This is a genomic window from Variovorax sp. 10L421, from assembly GCF_056395365.1.
The window spans coordinates 38,056-54,480 of sequence record NZ_JBFTJJ010000023.1; the positions used below are offsets into that span (position 1 = coordinate 38,056).

12 protein-coding genes are annotated in these 16,425 nt (G+C 68.6%); 5 read left to right on the plus strand and 7 right to left on the minus strand.

The window, feature by feature from the left end; translation table 11 throughout:
• Positions 1-12: 12 nt before the first annotated feature.
• From AC1DFC_RS23600 to AC1DFC_RS23610, 3 genes are all read left to right on the plus strand, one after another.
• The gene (locus AC1DFC_RS23600; RefSeq protein WP_413314338.1) at positions 13-1,941 is read left to right on the plus strand and encodes an autotransporter assembly complex protein TamA; all 1,929 of its coding nucleotides are present in this window, start codon (positions 13-15) and stop codon (positions 1,939-1,941) included.
• A gap of 8 nt (positions 1,942-1,949) precedes the next feature.
• Positions 1,950-6,026, plus strand: a complete 4,077-nt coding sequence (locus AC1DFC_RS23605; RefSeq protein WP_478180081.1) for a translocation/assembly module TamB domain-containing protein — start codon at positions 1,950-1,952, stop codon at positions 6,024-6,026.
• 98 nt (positions 6,027-6,124) lie between these two features.
• Positions 6,125-6,424 carry a hypothetical protein gene (locus AC1DFC_RS23610; RefSeq protein ID WP_413334405.1) on the plus strand — a complete coding sequence of 100 codons (300 nt, stop codon included), beginning with the start codon at positions 6,125-6,127 and terminating at the stop codon, positions 6,422-6,424.
• 9 nt (positions 6,425-6,433) lie between these two features.
• Here the strand turns inward: AC1DFC_RS23610 and AC1DFC_RS23615 are convergent, their stop codons facing one another.
• From AC1DFC_RS23615 to oxlT, 6 genes are all read right to left on the minus strand, one after another.
• Complete coding sequence (locus AC1DFC_RS23615; RefSeq protein WP_007835015.1) at positions 6,434-6,742, minus strand: formate dehydrogenase subunit delta; 309 nt, start codon at positions 6,740-6,742, stop codon at positions 6,434-6,436.
• Between the two features lie 31 nt (positions 6,743-6,773).
• Positions 6,774-7,634, minus strand: a complete 861-nt coding sequence (fdhD, locus tag AC1DFC_RS23620; RefSeq protein ID WP_478180082.1) for a formate dehydrogenase accessory sulfurtransferase FdhD — start codon at positions 7,632-7,634, stop codon at positions 6,774-6,776.
• A gap of 10 nt (positions 7,635-7,644) precedes the next feature.
• On the minus strand, positions 7,645-10,521 hold the full coding sequence (gene fdhF / locus AC1DFC_RS23625; RefSeq protein ID WP_007835018.1) for a formate dehydrogenase subunit alpha: 2,877 nt from the start codon (positions 10,519-10,521) through the stop codon (positions 7,645-7,647).
• A gap of 362 nt (positions 10,522-10,883) precedes the next feature.
• The gene (locus tag AC1DFC_RS23630) at positions 10,884-12,443 is read right to left on the minus strand and encodes a formate dehydrogenase beta subunit (protein WP_478180083.1); all 1,560 of its coding nucleotides are present in this window, start codon (positions 12,441-12,443) and stop codon (positions 10,884-10,886) included.
• Entirely contained in the window at positions 12,440-12,967 is a 528-nt protein-coding gene (locus tag AC1DFC_RS23635) for a formate dehydrogenase subunit gamma (RefSeq protein WP_478180084.1), read from the minus strand. Before AC1DFC_RS23635 ends, AC1DFC_RS23630 begins: the two co-directional genes overlap by 4 nt.
• Positions 12,968-13,254: 287 nt before the next feature.
• Positions 13,255-14,547, minus strand: a complete 1,293-nt coding sequence (gene oxlT / locus AC1DFC_RS23640; protein WP_478180105.1) for an oxalate/formate MFS antiporter — start codon at positions 14,545-14,547, stop codon at positions 13,255-13,257.
• 374 nt (positions 14,548-14,921) lie between these two features.
• Between oxlT and AC1DFC_RS23645 the strand changes: the two genes are divergently transcribed.
• Both AC1DFC_RS23645 and AC1DFC_RS23650 read left to right on the plus strand, forming a co-directional pair.
• The gene (locus tag AC1DFC_RS23645) at positions 14,922-15,230 is read left to right on the plus strand and encodes a hypothetical protein (protein WP_413314345.1); all 309 of its coding nucleotides are present in this window, start codon (positions 14,922-14,924) and stop codon (positions 15,228-15,230) included.
• Positions 15,227-15,388 (plus strand): hypothetical protein, encoded by a 162-nt coding sequence (locus AC1DFC_RS23650; protein ID WP_007834182.1) that lies wholly within the window; start codon positions 15,227-15,229, stop codon positions 15,386-15,388. Before AC1DFC_RS23645 ends, AC1DFC_RS23650 begins: the two co-directional genes overlap by 4 nt.
• A gap of 42 nt (positions 15,389-15,430) precedes the next feature.
• Here the strand turns inward: AC1DFC_RS23650 and AC1DFC_RS23655 are convergent, their stop codons facing one another.
• The gene (locus AC1DFC_RS23655) at positions 15,431-16,378 is read right to left on the minus strand and encodes a LysR family transcriptional regulator (RefSeq protein ID WP_007834180.1); all 948 of its coding nucleotides are present in this window, start codon (positions 16,376-16,378) and stop codon (positions 15,431-15,433) included.
• Positions 16,379-16,425: the final 47 nt, after the last annotated feature.

Genomic DNA, 16,425 nt, shown 5'->3' on the forward strand with positions numbered 1-16,425 from the left:
CAGAATCCGCCCATGGTCAGGGTGGTTCCAGCTTCCTCGCCGGCGTGGTGGCCGGCTTTGCTTTTTTCCGGCGTCCTGCTTCTGCAAGGCTGCAGCCTGCTGCCGAAAAAGGAAAGCACCGAAAGCAAGCCTGCGGCCGGCCTCGTGCGCAGCGGCAGCGCCACTACACAAGAGGACAAGGAAAAAGACGACAAGGCCAAGGCCGACAAGCGCGACGCCTTCACCGTCGACGTGCGCGGTCCCGAGGCCGTGCGCGACTACCTCAGGCTCCACCTCGAGATCCAGCGCTACCGCGAGCTCGACGACCTCGGCGCGACCGAGATCTCGCGCCTCATGGTGGCCGCCGAGGCCAACGCCCGCGAACTGCTCGGCACCCTCGGCTACTTCACGCCCACGCTGACGCTCGAACTCAACGAGACGCCCGAGAGCACCAAGGCCCCGCGCGAGATCGTCATCACCGTGTCGCCGGGCGAGCCCACCAAGGTGAGCAACGTGCAGATCAGCTACGGCGGCCCGATCGCCGACGACGCGGCCGCCGAGCCGCAGCGCGACTCGATCCGCACCAACTGGGGCCTGCGCGCCGGCCAGCCCTTCACGCAGCAAGCCTGGGACAGCGCCAAGACCACCGCGCTGCGCAGCCTCACGGCCAGCCGCTTTCCCACCGGCAGCATCGAGATCAGCCGTGCCGAAGTGGACGCCGACCGCAGCGAGGCCCGTCTGAGCGTCACTTACCAGTCGGGTCCGGCCTACAAGTTCGGCCCGCTGGTGCTGAACGGCATCCAGCGCTACGACCCCGACGGCGCGCGCCGCATCGCGCGCCTGCCCAGCGGCACCGACTACGACCAGCAGAAGCTGCTCGATGCCCAGCAGCGCCTGGCCAGCAGCGGCTATTACGACTCGGTGTTCCTCACGCTCGACACCGAGAGCGGCAACCCGCTGGCCGCGCCCGTCATCGCGCAACTGCGCGAAGCGCCGCTGCAGAAGGTGGTACTCGGCGTGGGCTTCACCACCGACAACGGCCCGCGCCTGTCGATCGACCACATCCACAACCAGATCCCGCTGCTGGGCTGGCGCGCCGTCTCGCGGCTGTCGGTCGACCGCGACATCAAGTCGCTGGGCACCGAATGGAAGGCGATTCCCGACGACCGCGGCTGGCGCTGGTTCTCGGGCGCCGAGCTCAAGAGCGAGCAGTCGGGCAGCTACGTGGTCGACAGCGGCCGGCTGCGCGGCGGGCGCAGCAAGTCGGGCGACCACATCGACCGCAGCTACTTCCTGCAGTACGACTACGCGCAGAACCGCGGCACCAACGCACCGCCCTCGGCCTCGGCCGTGACGGCCAACTGGGGCTGGACGGGGCGCTACTTCGATGACAACGCAGCGCCTTCGCGCGGCTTCGGCCTCGCGCTCGAAGTGGCCGCGGGCTACACGCTCACCGGCGAGCAGATGCCCTTCACGCGCACCTACGCACGCTGGCTCGGCGTGCTGCCGCTGGGCTCGGCCGAGGACAAGGAAACGCGCGCGCGCCGCAGCCGGCTGCAGCTGCGCGTCGAGGCCGGCGCGGTGTCAGCCAAGGAGAACGCACAGATCCCGTCGACGCTAATGTTCCTGACCGGTGGCGACACCACCGTGCGCGGCTACAGCTACAAGCAGATCGGCACCGTGCGCGCCGACGGCCAGACCGTTGCGGGCCGCTACCTCGGCGTGGCCAGCGTGGAGTGGCAGCGTCCCTTCGTCTACAACGACAAGCTCACCGACTGGGAGAGCGTGGTGTTCGTCGATGCGGGCGCCGTGGCCGACAAGCCCGGCGAGCTCAAGCCCAAGGTGGGCGTGGGCGTGGGTGCGCGCTGGCGCAGCCCGGTCGGGCCGGTGCAGGCCGACCTGGCCTACGGCGTGGACTCGAAGAAGTTCCGCCTGCACTTTCGCCTCGGCTTCACCTTCTGATGCTTCCGATGCAGACCGACACCGAACCTACGCCGACGCCCATGCCTCCCGCCGTGCGGCGCTCGCGCGCACGGCGCGCCGCGCGTGCCCTGGCCTGGACCGTGGCCGGCCTGGTGATGATCGTGATGCTGCTTGCTGCCGGCGCCTGGTGGTACATCGGCTCCGACAAGTCGCTCGCCTTCGCGCTCGCGCAGGCCGCGCAGCGGCTGCCGGCCGGACAGACCCTGGAGAGCCGCGACGTCACCGGTTCGCTGCGCACCGGCGGCCACATCGGCTGGCTCAAGTACCAGAGCGAGAGCATCGCCGTCGAGGTGAATGACGCCACCATCGGCTGGACACTGGCCCCGCTGTTCCAGCGCAAGGTGCACCTCGGCGAGGTGCACGCGAAGCAGGTGCTGATCGAAAAGCGCGGCCCGCCGAGCGAGGAGCCCACCAAGCCGCTCGAGCAGCTCGTGCTGCCGGTCGAGGTCGAACTGCCCTTTCGCATCGACGAAGTGCGCTGGGCCGGCCCACCCGTGCTGCGGGCGCTCAACCTGTCGGGCAGCTACAGCTACAACAAGGCCGCCGAGCACGCGCTGGAGATCAAGGGCGTCGACGTTGCCGACGGCCACTACGGCGCCCGCGTGAAACTGCAGGGCCCCGCGCCCATGGCCATCGACGCGGCGCTCGACGGCCGCGTGAAGGCGCCGCTGGCCGAAGACCGCGGCATCGACGTGCTGGCTGCCGCCACGGTGAAAGGCACGCTCGCCGGCACGGCCGCGCGGCTGCAGGTGGCTGCCGAACTGAAGCCCGCCGAAGAGAACGCCGATGCGCCGATGGAAGCCAAACTGCAGGCACAGATCGCGCCCTGGCTGCCCCAGCCAGTGATCGACGCGAAGGCCGACCTGCGCAACGTCGACACATCGAGCCTGTGGCCCGGTGCGCCCGAGACGCGGCTCACCGGCATGGTCGAACTGCAGCCCGACGCCGACACCGGCCCCGCCGCGTGGAAGGCCTCGGCCGACATCCGCAACGCCGTGCCCGGCCCGTGGGACAAAAAGAAGCTGCCGCTCGAACAGGTGCAGGCGCGCGTCGGCTTCGACGGCAACAACTGGTCCCTGCCCGAAGCCACCGTGCGCGCGGGCGGCGGCCGCATCGACGCGGCCGGCAAATGGAGCCCCGCTCCCTCGCCCTGGCAGGCCCAGGCCACCGTACGCGGCGTGCGGCCGGGCGCGCTGTACAGCGAACTCTCGGGTGCGCCCGTGAGCGGCACGCTCAAGGCCGAGCAGAAGGAAAGCACCATCACCTTCGACGCCGCCCTGCGCGCCGAAGGCGGCGCCGGCAGCAAGGCCCTGCCCGGCTTCGCGCTCGACCGCGCGCTGGCCCAGGGCCAGTGGAAAGACCAGGTGCTCGACCTGCGCACGCTGCGCATCGAGGCCCAGCGTGCCAGCGTCAATGGCCGCTTGCAGGTGCGCGTGGCCGAGCAGGCCGCGAGCGGCAAGCTGGCCCTCGCGCTGCCCGGCGGCAGCGCGCAGGTCGAAGGCCGCATCGCGCCCAATTCGGGGGGCGGCGAGATCAGGGCCGCCATCGACGACGCCGACGCCGTGCAGCGCTGGGTGCAGAGCCTGCCGGGGCTCTCAGCCGTGTTCGCGGATGCGGGCGCCAAGGGCTCCGCGAAGCTCGATGCGAGCTGGCAGGGCGGCTGGCGAACGTTCCAGCGCCGGCTGCAGAGCCCCAACGCGCCTGCGCCGCGCGGCAGCATCGAACCCAGCATCAAGGCCGTGCTCGGCGTGCCGCGGCTCGACCTGAGCCTGCCCTCCGAGCAACCCGGCGGCGCCACCACCACCGTGCAGCTGCGCGACCTGCACGCCGACCTCGCCGGCAGCCTCGCGCAGGCCACGCTCACGCTGAAAGGCGAAGCCGCCACCGGCACGCAGAAGTTCGCCATCGACACCCGCGCCAGCGGCGGCATCGCAGGCGCCGGCCAATGGCGCGCGGCGCTCGCCAGCCTGAAGCTGCAGGCGCAGGACAGCGCCCGCCCCGGTGCCCCCTGGGTGCTGGAACTGAGCCGCGAAGTGACCGCAACCATCCGCAGCAGCACCGGCAATGCATCACCCCGCCTCGACGTCGAAGCCTCCGCCGCCGCGGCCACGCTGCGCGGCCCCGTGCCCGGCACCGTGCGCATCGACTGGCAGCCGCTGCGCTTCAGCCAGAGCGGCGCCGCGCCCAACCGCGTGTTCCGCGTGCAGTCGAAGGGCCAGCTGCAGGGCCTGCCGATGGCCTGGGCCGGCGCGTTCGGCGCGAACGCCACGCTGGGCGAGTACGGCATCAGCGGCGACCTGTTGTTCAACGGCGACTGGGACATCGACGCCGGCGACACGCTGCGCGCCAAGGCCCGCCTCGCGCGCCAGAGCGGCGACATCCGCGTGCAGGCCGGCGAGGCTGCGCTCGTCACGCGCATCACCAGCACCGGCACGGGCACCGCAAGCGAGCGCACGATGAACGCGGCTTCCGCGAGCGGCGACGCGCCCAGCACGCCGGCTGGCCTGCGCCAGGCCGAGCTGCGGCTCGATGCCGAAGGCGACGCCGTGCGCGCCGTCCTCGCTTGGGACAGCGAACGCGCCGGCAAGATCGACGCCGCCATCGACACCCGCGTGCAGCAGCGCGCCGGCGGCTGGCAGTGGGCCCCCGACGCACCGCTGGGCGGCACCGTCAAGGCCGCGCTGCCCAACCTCGGCGTGTGGTCGATGCTCGCGCCGCCGGGCTGGCGCATCGCGGGCACGCTCGACGCCAGCGCCACGCTGTCGGGCAACCGCGCCGTGCCGCGCTGGAACGGCACGCTGGGCGCCGACAAGCTTGCGCTGCGCGCGCCGGTCGAAGGACTGGACCTGCACGACGGCCGCCTGCGCGCCACGCTCTCGGGCGAGCGCGTCGACATCACCGAATTCACGCTCAAGGGCGGCGCCGGCAGCTCCGTGCGCATCGGCGGCCAGAGCGGCAACCGCAGCACCGCCGCCAGCGAGGCCCGCACCGACGGCGGCACCCTCTCGGCCAGCGGCAACCTCGGCTGGGGCCCGGCGAGCGGCTCGGCCTCGGGCATCCGCATGGCCCTGCAGGGCCAGCTGCGCGCGCTGCGCGTGCTGGTGCGCACCGACCGGCAGGTCACGCTCTCGGGCGACCTGCAGGCGCAGCTCGACAACGGCCACTTCAGCGTGCGCGGCAAGCTCAAGACCGACCGCGCCGTCATCATCCTGCCCGACGAGACCGCGCCCAGCCTGGGCAGCGACGTCGTCGTACGCTCCGCCGCCAAGGACCGCGAGGCCGCCGAGGCGGCGCAGCGCGAATCCGCCAGCGCCAACGCACAGGCTGCCAAGCCGCAGACCGCCAAGCCGCCGGACATCGCCGTCGACTTCGACCTGGGCGATGACTTCGCCGTGCAGGGCCGCGGCATCACCACGCGGCTCGAAGGCAACCTGGAGATCCGCAGCACCAGGCTCAATGCGCCGCCGCGCATCACGGGCGAGGTCAAGACGGTGAAGGGCCAATACCGCGCCTACGGCCAGCAGCTCGACGTGGAGACCGGCCTCGCGCGCTTCAACGGACCTTTCGACAATCCGGCGCTGGACATCCTGGCGATCCGCCCGAACCTGTCGCAGCGCGCGGGCGTGCAAATCACCGGCACCGCGCAATCGCCGCGCGTGAAGCTCTATTCGGAGCCCGCGCTGTCCGACGCCGAGACGCTGTCGTGGGTGATCCTGGGCCGGGCCTCGGCCACCAGCGGCGGCGAATCGGCGCTGCTGCAGCAGGCCGCGCTTTCGCTCATCGGCAAGATCGGCAGCAGCAGCAGCGGCGGCAGCCTGGCCAGCCGCTTCGGGCTGGACGAGCTCGGCTTCAAGGGACCGGGCAGCGGGGGCGACCTGCGCGAGTCGGCCGTGACGCTGGGCAAGCGGCTGTCGAAGGATTTCTACCTCACCTACGAACGCAGCATCGGCGGGACCTTCGGCACGCTCTTCATCTTCTACGACCTGACGACCCGGCTCACGCTGCGGGGCCAGGCGGGACAGACGAGCGGGCTGGACCTGATCTACACGGTGAAGTACGACTGACGGCCGAGCCTGCCGCGAGCGGCCGGGCAAGGGACTTCGATCTTGACCCGGCCCCAACCGCGATCAAGAATCGCCGACGCCTTCACCGAGGAGCGACGATGAACAACGATGGAGACAAGGGCGACCACAGCCCGGCAGCGGACCGTCAGACATCCAGCCCGCCGGCGTCTGCGAGGATCACGCTCGTGCGCAGCGCGATGCATGCGGTGATCGCAGCCGTCGCCCTCGCGGCACTGGCCGCGTCGATCCCTCATTGGGGCGGCAACGAGTTCCCCGTGATGAGCCTGGTGATCTACGTCGCGGGCATGGTGTTCGTCGCCATGCCGCTGTGCCTGTGCTACGAGGCGCTGCTCAAGTCGCAGGCAGAACGCGAGGCCGGCCGCAGCTGGGGCGTCTAGGCCTCGCGCTCAACCCGCATCGCCGCCGCCCTGCGGAAACTGCTCCCTCGCCTCGCCGGCCTCTCGCGCCCCACCGGGCAGCAGATTCGCGCGGTGGCTGCGAACCGCGGACGCGACGATCGGCAGCAGTCCCGTGGCGGCGCCCGCTTCGAGCGCGCGGATCAGCTGCACGCGCATGCTCGGCGCCCAGAACGATTTCAGGTGCGCGGCGATCGCGTTCGTGGCCATGGTGGCGTCGCTCGGCGATTGCGCCTGGAAGAAGGTGCCGATCTGGTTGGCCATCTTGACCAGTTGCGCCGTCGGATCGTGATCGTGCATGCACTGCCTTTGGAATGAATGGATGACTGCTTCAGTGCGCGCCGTACCCGGCCGCTGCCAGGCGCCCCGGGTGGCTGTAGACCGCCAGGTCGTCCTTGCGCGCGAAACCGACCAGCGTGAGCCGCGCGCGCTCGGCCGTGGCCACCGCGAACGAAGTCGGCGCGGACACCGCGGCCAGCAGCGGCACGCCTGCCATCGCCGTCTTCTGCACCATCTCGAAGCTGGCGCGGCTGGTCACGGCGATGAAGCCGCCGGATGCGTCGACATCGTTGTTCGCGAGCGCGCCGATCAGCTTGTCGAGTGCGTTGTGGCGGCCCACGTCCTCGCGCAGCCACTGCACCTCGCCATCGGCCGAGCACCAGGCCGCGGCGTGCACCGCACCGGTGGCCTGCTGCAGCGTCTGCAGCGACTGGACCTGCAGCATCGCCCGCGCGATGGCCTGCCGTTCGAGCGGCCCCGCCGGATCGGCGAGCACCGGCAGCTCGCGCGAGACGTGCGCCAGGCTCTCGGTGCCGCACAGGCCGCAGCCGGTGCGGCCCGCGATCGTGCGGCGCCTCTGCTTCAGGCGCGCGAAGGCGGCGCTCGACACCTGCAGGCGCACCGTGATGCCGAGCTCCGATTCGCCCGTCTCCACCGCATAGAGTTCGTGCGCGTGGTCGAGGATGCCCTCGCTGAGCGAGAAGCCGAGCGCGAAGTCCTCGAGGTCCAGCGGCGTCGCGAGCATCACCGCATGCGAGATGCCGTTGAACTCCAGCGCCACCGGCACTTCCTCGGCCACCCAGTCCTGCACCGCATAGGCCTCGCCGCCGCGCACGCCGTGCACGGGCAGCAGGCGCGCGCCCTCGCAGAAGGTGTCGGCGCCGTCCGCGGCCGGCAAGGTGGTGATGTCCATGGCCATTGCGCTACTTGGCGGGGATCGTCTCGTTGCGCGGAGCCTGCGCCGAACCGGCCGTCGCAAGGTCCAGCTGGACCTTGTTGAAGCGGCTGTACTCCTGCTGCCAGGCGGAGGGCTGCATCACCGGCGCCACCTGCACGGCCGTCACCTTGTACTCCGGGCAGTTGGTGGCCCAGTCGGAGTTGTCGGTGGTGATGACGTTGGCGCCCGATTCCGGGAAGTGGAAGGTGGTGTAGACCACGCCGGGCTGCATCCGCCCGGACACCGTGGCGCGCAGCACCGTCTCGCCCGCGCGGCTCTGGATGCCGACCCAGTCGCCGTCCTTCACGCCGCGCTCCTCGGCATCGTGCGGATGGATCTCCAGCCGGTCCTCGCTGTGCCACTGGTTGTTCTCGGTACGCCGGGTCTGCGCGCCCACGTTGTACTGCGAGAGGATGCGCCCCGTGGTCAGCAGCAGCGGGAACTTGCGCGTGACCTTCTCGTCGGTCGCCACGTACTGCGTGACGATGAACTTGCCCTTGCCGCGCACGAAGCGGTCGATGTGCATGGTGGGCGTGCCCTCGGGCGCGGCATCGTTGCAGGGCCACTGGATGCTGCCGAGTTCGTCGAGGCGCTGGTAGCTCACGCCGTGGAAGGTCGGCGTCAGCGCGGCGATCTCGTCCATGATCTCTTCGGGGCTGCTGTAGTCCATCGGATAGCCGAGGGCCTGCGCAAGCTTCACGGTCACTTCCCAGTCGGCATAGCCGGCCTTCGGCGGCATCACCTTGCGCACGCGCGAGATGCGGCGCTCGGCGTTGGTGAAGGTGCCGTCCTTCTCCAGGAACGAGGAGCCCGGCAGGAACACGTGCGCGTACTTGGCGGTTTCGTTGAGGAACATGTCCTGCACCACCACGCACTCCATGCCCATCATCGCGGCCGCCACGTGCTGCGTGTTCGGGTCGGACTGAACGATGTCCTCGCCCTCGCAGTAAAGGCCCTTGAAGCTGCCGCCGATCGCGGCCTCGAACATGTTGGGGATGCGCAGGCCCGGCTCGGGGTCGATCTGCACGCCCCAGGCGGCTTCGAACGAGGCGCGCGTGGTGCTGTCGGACACATGCCGATAGCCCGGCAGCTCGTGCGGGAACGAGCCCATGTCGCAGGCGCCCTGCACGTTGTTCTGGCCGCGCAGCGGGTTCACGCCCACGCCTTCGCGGCCGACGTTGCCGGTGACCATCGCGAGGTTGGCAATGCCCATCACGGTGGTCGAACCCTGGCTGTGCTCGGTCACGCCCAGGCCGTAGTAGATGGCGCCGTTACCGGCCGTGGCGAACAGGCGCGCGGCGGCGCGCAGCTCGGCCGCGGGCACGCCCGTGGCCTGCTCGGTGGCTTCGGGCGATTGCTCCGGGCGCTCGACGTACGACTTCCACTCCTTGAACGAGGCCGTGTCGCAGCGCTCGGCCACGAAGTCGTCGGCCATCAGGCCTTCGGTGACGATGACGTGCGCCAGCGCCGTGACCACCGCCACGTTGGTGCCGGGCCGCAGCTGCAGGTGGTGCGCGGCCTTGACGTGCGGCGACTTCACGATGTCGATGCGGCGCGGATCGACCACGATCAGCTTCGCGCCCTGGCGCAGCCGCTTCTTCATGCGCGAGGCGAACACCGGGTGCCCGTCGGTCGGGTTCGCGCCGATCACCATGATGACGTCGGCCTTGTCGACCGAGGCGAAGGTCTGCGTGCCGGCCGATTCGCCCAGCGTCTGCTTGAGGCCGTAGCCCGTGGGCGAATGGCACACGCGCGCGCAGGTGTCGACGTTGTTGTTGCCGAAGGCGGCGCGCACCAGCTTCTGCACGAGGTAAGTCTCTTCGTTGGTGCAGCGCGAGGAGGTGATGCCGCCGATCGAGTCCTTGCCGTACTTGGCCTGCAGGCGCTTGAACTCGCCCGCGGCGTAGTTCAGCGCGGTGTCCCAGCTCACCTCCTGCCATGGGTCGCTGATGTTCTTGCGGATCATCGGCTTGAGCATGCGGTCCTGGTGCGTCGCATAGCCCCATGCGAAGCGGCCCTTGACGCAGGAGTGGCCTTCGTTGGCCTTGCCGTCCTTCCAGGGCACCATGCGCACGACCTCGTTGCCCTTCATCTCGGCCTTGAAGGCGCAGCCCACGCCGCAGTAGGCGCAGGTGGTAATCACGCTGTGCTCGGGCTGGCCGAGCCAGATCACCGACTTCTCCTGCAGCGTGGCTGTGGGGCAGGCTTCGACGCAGGCGCCGCAGCTCACGCATTCCGAATCCATGAAAGCCTCGTCCTGGCCCGGCGACACGCGCGACTCGAAGCCGCGGCCGCTGATGGTCAGCGCGAAGGTGCCCTGCGTTTCCTCGCAGGCGCGCACGCAGCGGTTGCACACGATGCACTTGGAGGGGTCGTAGCTGAAGTACGGGTTGGACTCGTCCTTCTGGTCCTTCAGGTGGTTGGCGCCGTCGAAGCCGTAGCGCACGTTGCGCAGGCCGGTGACGCCCGCCATGTCCTGCAGTTCGCAGTTGCCATTGGCCGAGCAGGTGAGGCAATCGAGCGGATGGTCGGAGATGTAGAGCTCCATCACGCCCTTGCGCAGATCCTGCAGCTTCGGCGTCTGGGTGCGCACCTTCATGCCGGCCTCGGCGGGCGTGGTGCACGAGGCCGGAAAACCCTTGCGGCCCTCGATCTCAACGAGGCACAGGCGGCATGAGCCGAAGGGCTCGAGGCTGTCGGTGGCGCAGAGCTTGGGCACGTTGATGCCGGCATCCACCGCGGCGCGCATCAGCGAGGTGCCGGCGGGCACGGTGACTTCGGTACCGTCGATTTCCAGCGTGACCTCGCGCGTCGATTCGCGCTTGGGGGTGCCGTAGTCGGTTTCTTTCAGATGGTCCAACATGTCTTTTGCTTTCTCTCTGTGTGCCTCGGTGGGCTTTTATTCAGTGGGCTGGGGTTCGGAGCATTTGCGTTCGGCGCGCGTGCACAGGCCACCGGGTACTCCCCTCTGCGAATGTCCCCCGCCTTCGGCCTCCTCCTTTATTTCGCTGCGGGGAGCACCCGGCGCCCTGTGCACGATGAGCGCGGCGCTTGTGCTGGCTGATCAACAAGTGCTCTGATCGATCACGCTGGCGGGGTGCCTTGCGCAGCGAAATAAAGGAGGAGGCCGCAGGCCGGGGGACATTCGCGGAGCAAGGCACCCCGTCGGCGTGATCGCGCCCCGAATAACCTTCACCGTGAAGAATCAGAAAGCAAGGCGTCATCTCAAGCAGCCTTGCGATCGGGGACCGCAAGACCGAAGTCCTGCGGAAAGTGGTCGAGCGCGGAAAGCACCGGGAACGGCGTCATGCCGCCCATGGCGCACAGCGATCCGTGGACCATGGTGTCGCACAGGTCGCGCAGCAGGATCACCTGCTGTGCGCGGTTCTGGTCCGCGCGGATCTTGTCGATCACCTCGACACCGCGCGTCGATCCGATGCGGCACGGCGTGCACTTGCCGCAGGATTCGAGCGCGCAGAACTCCATGGCATAACGCGCGAGCTTCGACAGGTCGGCCGTGTCGTCGTGCACCACGATGCCGCCGTGGCCCACCGTGCCGCCGACGGCCGCATAGGCCTCGTAGTCGAGCGGCAGGTCCCATTGCGACTCGGGCAGGTAGGCGCCCAGCGGCCCGCCCACCTGCACCGCCTTGATCGGCCGTCCCGACGCCGAGCCGCCACCGTAGTCGTACAGCAACTCGCGCAGCGTGACGCCGAAGGCCTTCTCGACCAGGCCGCCGTACTTGATGTTGCCGGCCAGCTGCATCGGCAGCGTGCCGCGCGAACGGCCCACGCCGTAGTCGCGGTAGAAAGCTGCGCCGCGCGCCAGGATCAGCGGCACGCTGGCCAGCGTGATCACGTTGTTGATCAGCGTGGGCTGGCCGAACAGCCCCTCGATGGCCGGCAGCGGTGGCTTGGCGCGCACGATGCCGCGCTTGCCCTCGAGGCTTTCGAGCAGCGCCGTTTCCTCGCCGCACACATACGAGCCCGCGCCCTTGCGCACCGCGAGCGAGAAGCACTTGCCCGAACGCAGGATGTTGTCACCGAGGAAGCCCGCCGCCTCGGCGACGCGGATGGCCTCGTTCATGGCCGCGATCGCGTGCGGGTACTCGGAGCGCACGTAGATGTAGCCCTGCGTCGCGCCCGTGGCAAGGCCCGCGATGGTCATGCCCTCGATCAGCATGAAGGGGTCGCCCTCCATCGTCATGCGGTCGGAGTACGTGCCCGAGTCGCCTTCGTCCGCGTTGCAGACGATGTACTTCTGCGCGGCGGCCGTGCCCAGCACCGTCTTCCACTTGATGCCGGCCGGAAAGGCAGCACCGCCGCGCCCGCGCAGGCCCGAGTCGAGCACCTGCTGCACGATCTCCTCGGGCGCGAGCGCCAGCGCGCGGCGCAGGCCGGCGAAGCCTTCGTAGGCCTGGTAGTCGGTCAGCGACACCGGGTCGGTGATGCCCATGCGCGCGAAGGTCAGGCGCTCCTGCTTCTTGAGATAGGGAATGTCTTCGGTCGGGCCGAGCGCGAGCGGGTGCTTGCCGCCCGTGAGAAAGCCGGCGTCGAACAGGCCGGCCACGTCGTCGGGCGTCACGGGCCCGTAGGCGATGCGGCCGGTCGGTGTGTTCACCTCGACCAGCGGTTCGAGCCAGAACATGCCGCGCGAACCGTTGCGCACGAGCTCGAGCATGATGCCGCGCGCCGTGGCTTCCTTCGCGATGCGCTGCGCCACGCGGTCGGCGCCGGCTGCGAGCGCGGCCGAGTCGCGCGGGACGTAGACGGTGATGGTGCTCATGGGTTGTTGTCCTGCGCGATCAGCGCGTCGAATGCCCTGGGTGTCATGCGTGCATGCGGCTGATCGTCGAACGTCATCGCGGGCGACGAGGCGCACAGGCCGAGGCAGAACGCGGGCTCCAGCGTGAACGCGCCGTCCTTCGAAGTGCCGTGCGCGCTGCATCCGAGACGCAACTCCGCGTGGGCGAGCAGCGCATCGGCACCCATCGACTGGCAGGCCTCGGCGCGGCAGATCTGGATCACGTGGCGGCCAGCGGGCTCGGCACGGAAGTGGTGGTAGTAGGTGACGACGCCATGGACCTCCGCACGCGAGAGGTTCAGTGCGTCGGCAATCGCCGGCACGGTGTGCGCGGGGATGTAGCCCAGCGCGTCCTGCACGTCGTGCAGGATCGGCAGCAGCGCGCCGGGTTCGTCCGCATGCTGCAGCAGGCTGCGCTGCGCGGCGGCGAGTTCCTTGTCCTTGTCGATGGGAGCTGAGGCCGGATGCGGTACCTCGTGTCCCTGCTGCACCTGTTGTAGTTTCATGATCCCGTCCGGTCTGGTCCGTTGCCGCCTGCGCCGCCGTTGTCTTGCTGCCGGCGGAGCTGTTTTCATCGTGGTTTCGTCACGGGCCGCCGTCATGAAATCCGACGTGAATCCCGCGCTCATCCGCTTGAGGATCAATGTCGATGAATCGAGCGACAGGGGCCTTGACGCAAGTCAATTTCCGCGGAAACAAGCGCGGTGCCAATGCGCACAAACCCTGCGGCCCCATCGGCAAAAAGCCCTGCCATCTTCATGGCAGGGCCGCGTGTATCGGAAGAGCCGACGGCTTACTCGATGGTGGTGGTGGCGCGGCTCGCCTCGATGTGCTTGCGGCGCATCGGCCGCAACACGAACCACGCCATCAGCGCCGCCAGCGCATTGACCGCGCTGGCGGCGATGAAGACGGCCTGCCAGCTGCCGGTGGCGGCGGCGAGCACGCTCGACAGCGGCACCAGCAGCGAGGCGGTGCCCTTCGCGGTGTAGAGCATGCCGGCGTTGGATGCCGCATACCTCGAGCCGAAGGTATCTGCGCAGGTCGAGGGGAACAGGCTGTAGATCTCGCCCCAGGCGAAGAACACGATGCCGGTCAGGACGACGAAGAGGATCGGGTTCTGGCCGTAGTGGTAGAGCAGCAGGATGCCGACCGACTCCATCGCGAAGGCGATGAACATCGTCTGCTCGCGGCCGATCTTGTCGGACACCCAGCCGAAGAAGGGCCGCGTGAGGCCGTTGAGCACGCGGTCGATGGCGAGCGCGAAGGTCAGCGCGGGCAGCACCAGGCCCATGATGTTGACCGGCACGTCCATGATCTTGAAGTCCTTGGCGATCGGCGCGAGCTGCGCCGTGGCCATCAGGCCGCCGGCGGCCACCATCACGAACATCGCGTACATGACCCAGAACACGGGCGAGCGCAGCACCTCGGCCGGCGCGTAGTCGCGGCCCGCCTGCTGCACGTTGCGGCTGTTCGACGCCTTGGCATGGTGGGGCGCACGGGTCAGCATCCATGCGAGCAGGAACACGATGAGTCCCTGCCCGATCCCAAAATACAGGAAGGCCGCTTCGTAGCCGCTCGACTTGATCATCGCGGAGATCGGGATGATCGTGAGCGCCGAGCCCGCGCCGAAGCCCGCGGCGGTCATGCCCGCGGCAAGCCCCCGGCGATCGGGGAACCACTTGAGCGCATTGCCCACACAGGTGCCGTAGACCGCGCCCGCGCCGATGCCGCCGACGGCCGCCGCGATGTAGAGCAACGTGAGCGAATCGGCCTCCGAGTTGAGCACCCAGCCGAGGCCGCACAGCAAGCCGCCCACCAGCACCACGGGACGCGGTCCGAAGCGGTCGACGAGGTAGCCTTCGATCGGCACCAGCCATGTCTCGGTGAGCACGAAGATGGTGAACGCCACCTGGATCGCGGCGCGGCTCCAGCCGTGCTTCTCGGCGATCGGATTGACGAAGAGCGTCCAGCCGTATTGCAGGTTGGCGATCATCGCCATGCAGACGATGCCGATCAGCAGCTGGCCCCATCGGTATGCCTCGGATCGGCTCGCGGTGGCGCCATGGGTTTCGGATGGAGGGAACATCGCGGGGGTGGAACCTGCGATCGTTGAGGTGGGCCGATTCATGGTGTTGTCCTTGGTTTTTCGGTGAGGTCCGACAGACTTCGAATGCAGATAAATCAATCGAGCGATCGGTGCAAACAGCGGAAATAAAACGGGGTGCTGCGCCATGCGCCACACACGCCACGCGATCGGTACGCATCGACAGGCAACGAGGCTTCCTTGACATCGATACACCGCATGAAGATCACCTGGTTTTGCGCGTGAATGACTGTCGGTCGGAGCGACTCAAAAACTCTTGACCTCAGTCAAGTTCACACGAATCGCGGACTCGCAAGACCCCCGTGATATCCCTAGCAGGAGGCCTCTTCGCACGCGCGCATTGCGCTGCATCCGACATGCATCTCGCGATGCCGCGGCATGGTGTGAATGGAAGAAAAATTGCCCAGCTGGATCGCAAAGGTCTTCGCGGAACTTCGACGGTTCGTGCAATGACTTTCGCGATGCGCGTTGCGCTGATGCAGGCCCGTTTTGCGAAGCGCTCGTATGGCCACGCTGCACGCTTGTGCAAGAACCCGCCTGTCGTCGAAAAAATTGACCCAGGTCAAGAAACGCGAAAATGGCGTTTGCTCTCGTCTAGGGTAAACCCTAAAATTCAGGGTAATCCCTTCGGTCTTTCAGTTTCAATCCTTTGGAGCCCTCAATGAGCCACACCACCCTGAATTCCAGCGCCCTGCGCACTCCCGCCTCTTCGTCCACCGCCAACGATGCGCTGCGCGACCTGATCGCCGCCATGCCCATCGTGATCTTCTACAAGGCCGCGCGTGCCGCGCTGATGCAGCGTTCGCCGGCTGCACGGCGTTGAGCTTCCACACCGAACCGATCCTCCCCGAAGAGCGCGCGCGAGTTACTCGCCGCGCTCTTTGCCTTTGGGGCTTTCGAATGGAACGATCTGCGCGATCAGCGACGGTCCGTCACTCAGCAGAAAGTCCTTGAAGGCCTGCGCCACCGGCGGCAGGCGCTTGCTGCGACGGTGCACCACGTACCAGTTGAGCATCAGCGGAAAGCCCTCGACATCGAGCACGCAAAGGCTGCCGGCGCGCAGCTCCTGGCTCACCGTGTGCGCCGACACGAAGCTCACGCCCATGCCAGCGATCACGGCCTGCTTGATGGTCTCGGTGCTGCGGATTTCCATCGCGATGTTGATGCCGCTGAGATCGCCGCCGAAGCCGTCTTCCATCGAATGCCAGGTGTCGGAGGCTTTCTCGCGCACCACGAAGGGCTCGCGCATCAGCCGCTGGAGCGGGATCTTCTTCACGCCCACCAGCGGATGGCCCGGCGCCGCGACGATCACGTAGGGGTGCGGAGCGAACGGCTGGTTGACGGTGTCGAGATCGGTCGGCGGACGCACCATGATCGCGAGGTCGGTGAGGTTCTCGGCGATGTGCGTCAGCAGCTGCGCGCGGTTGTGGACCGTGAAGTTCAGCGTCACGCCCTGGTGCCGGCTCGCGAACTCGACCAGCAGGCGCGGAAAGAAGTAGTCGCCCGCGCTGATCACGCCCACGTTGAGCTTGCCGCCGGAGACGCCCTTGAACTGCATCATCGCGTTCTCGGCCGCCTCGAACTGCTGGATGATGGCGCGGCTGATCTGCAGCAGCTCGGTGCCGGCGGGCGTGAGGTAGATCTTCTTGCCGAACTGCTCGAACAGCACGTTGCCGGCGTGTTCCTCGAGCTTGCGCACCTGCGTGGAGACGGCGGGCTGCGTGAGGTGGAGCTCCTCGGCCGCCCGCGAAAAACTCAGCAGCCGCGCCACGGCTTCGAAGACCTTCAACTGGCGCAGGGTCGCATGCTTCATCGGGTGAGAACAGGTGGCTGCGGTCGAGCGGCATCGTACAGCGCGCC

Coding starts and splice junctions, on each gene's coding strand:
- AC1DFC_RS23600 (WP_413314338.1), top strand. CDS start 13: ATGGTCAGGGTGGTTCCAGCTTCCTCGCCGGCGTGGTGGCCGGCTTTG.
- AC1DFC_RS23605 (WP_478180081.1), top strand. CDS start 1,950: ATGCAGACCGACACCGAACCTACGCCGACGCCCATGCCTCCCGCCGTG.
- AC1DFC_RS23610 (WP_413334405.1), top strand. CDS start 6,125: ATGAACAACGATGGAGACAAGGGCGACCACAGCCCGGCAGCGGACCGT.
- AC1DFC_RS23615 (WP_007835015.1), bottom strand. CDS start 6,742: ATGCACGATCACGATCCGACGGCGCAACTGGTCAAGATGGCCAACCAG.
- fdhD (WP_478180082.1), bottom strand. CDS start 7,634: ATGGACATCACCACCTTGCCGGCCGCGGACGGCGCCGACACCTTCTGC.
- fdhF (WP_007835018.1), bottom strand. CDS start 10,521: ATGTTGGACCATCTGAAAGAAACCGACTACGGCACCCCCAAGCGCGAA.
- AC1DFC_RS23630 (WP_478180083.1), bottom strand. CDS start 12,443: ATGAGCACCATCACCGTCTACGTCCCGCGCGACTCGGCCGCGCTCGCA.
- AC1DFC_RS23635 (WP_478180084.1), bottom strand. CDS start 12,967: ATGAAACTACAACAGGTGCAGCAGGGACACGAGGTACCGCATCCGGCC.
- oxlT (WP_478180105.1), bottom strand. CDS start 14,547: ATGTTCCCTCCATCCGAAACCCATGGCGCCACCGCGAGCCGATCCGAG.
- AC1DFC_RS23645 (WP_413314345.1), top strand. CDS start 14,922: ATGCATCTCGCGATGCCGCGGCATGGTGTGAATGGAAGAAAAATTGCC.
- AC1DFC_RS23650 (WP_007834182.1), top strand. CDS start 15,227: ATGAGCCACACCACCCTGAATTCCAGCGCCCTGCGCACTCCCGCCTCT.
- AC1DFC_RS23655 (WP_007834180.1), bottom strand. CDS start 16,378: ATGAAGCATGCGACCCTGCGCCAGTTGAAGGTCTTCGAAGCCGTGGCG.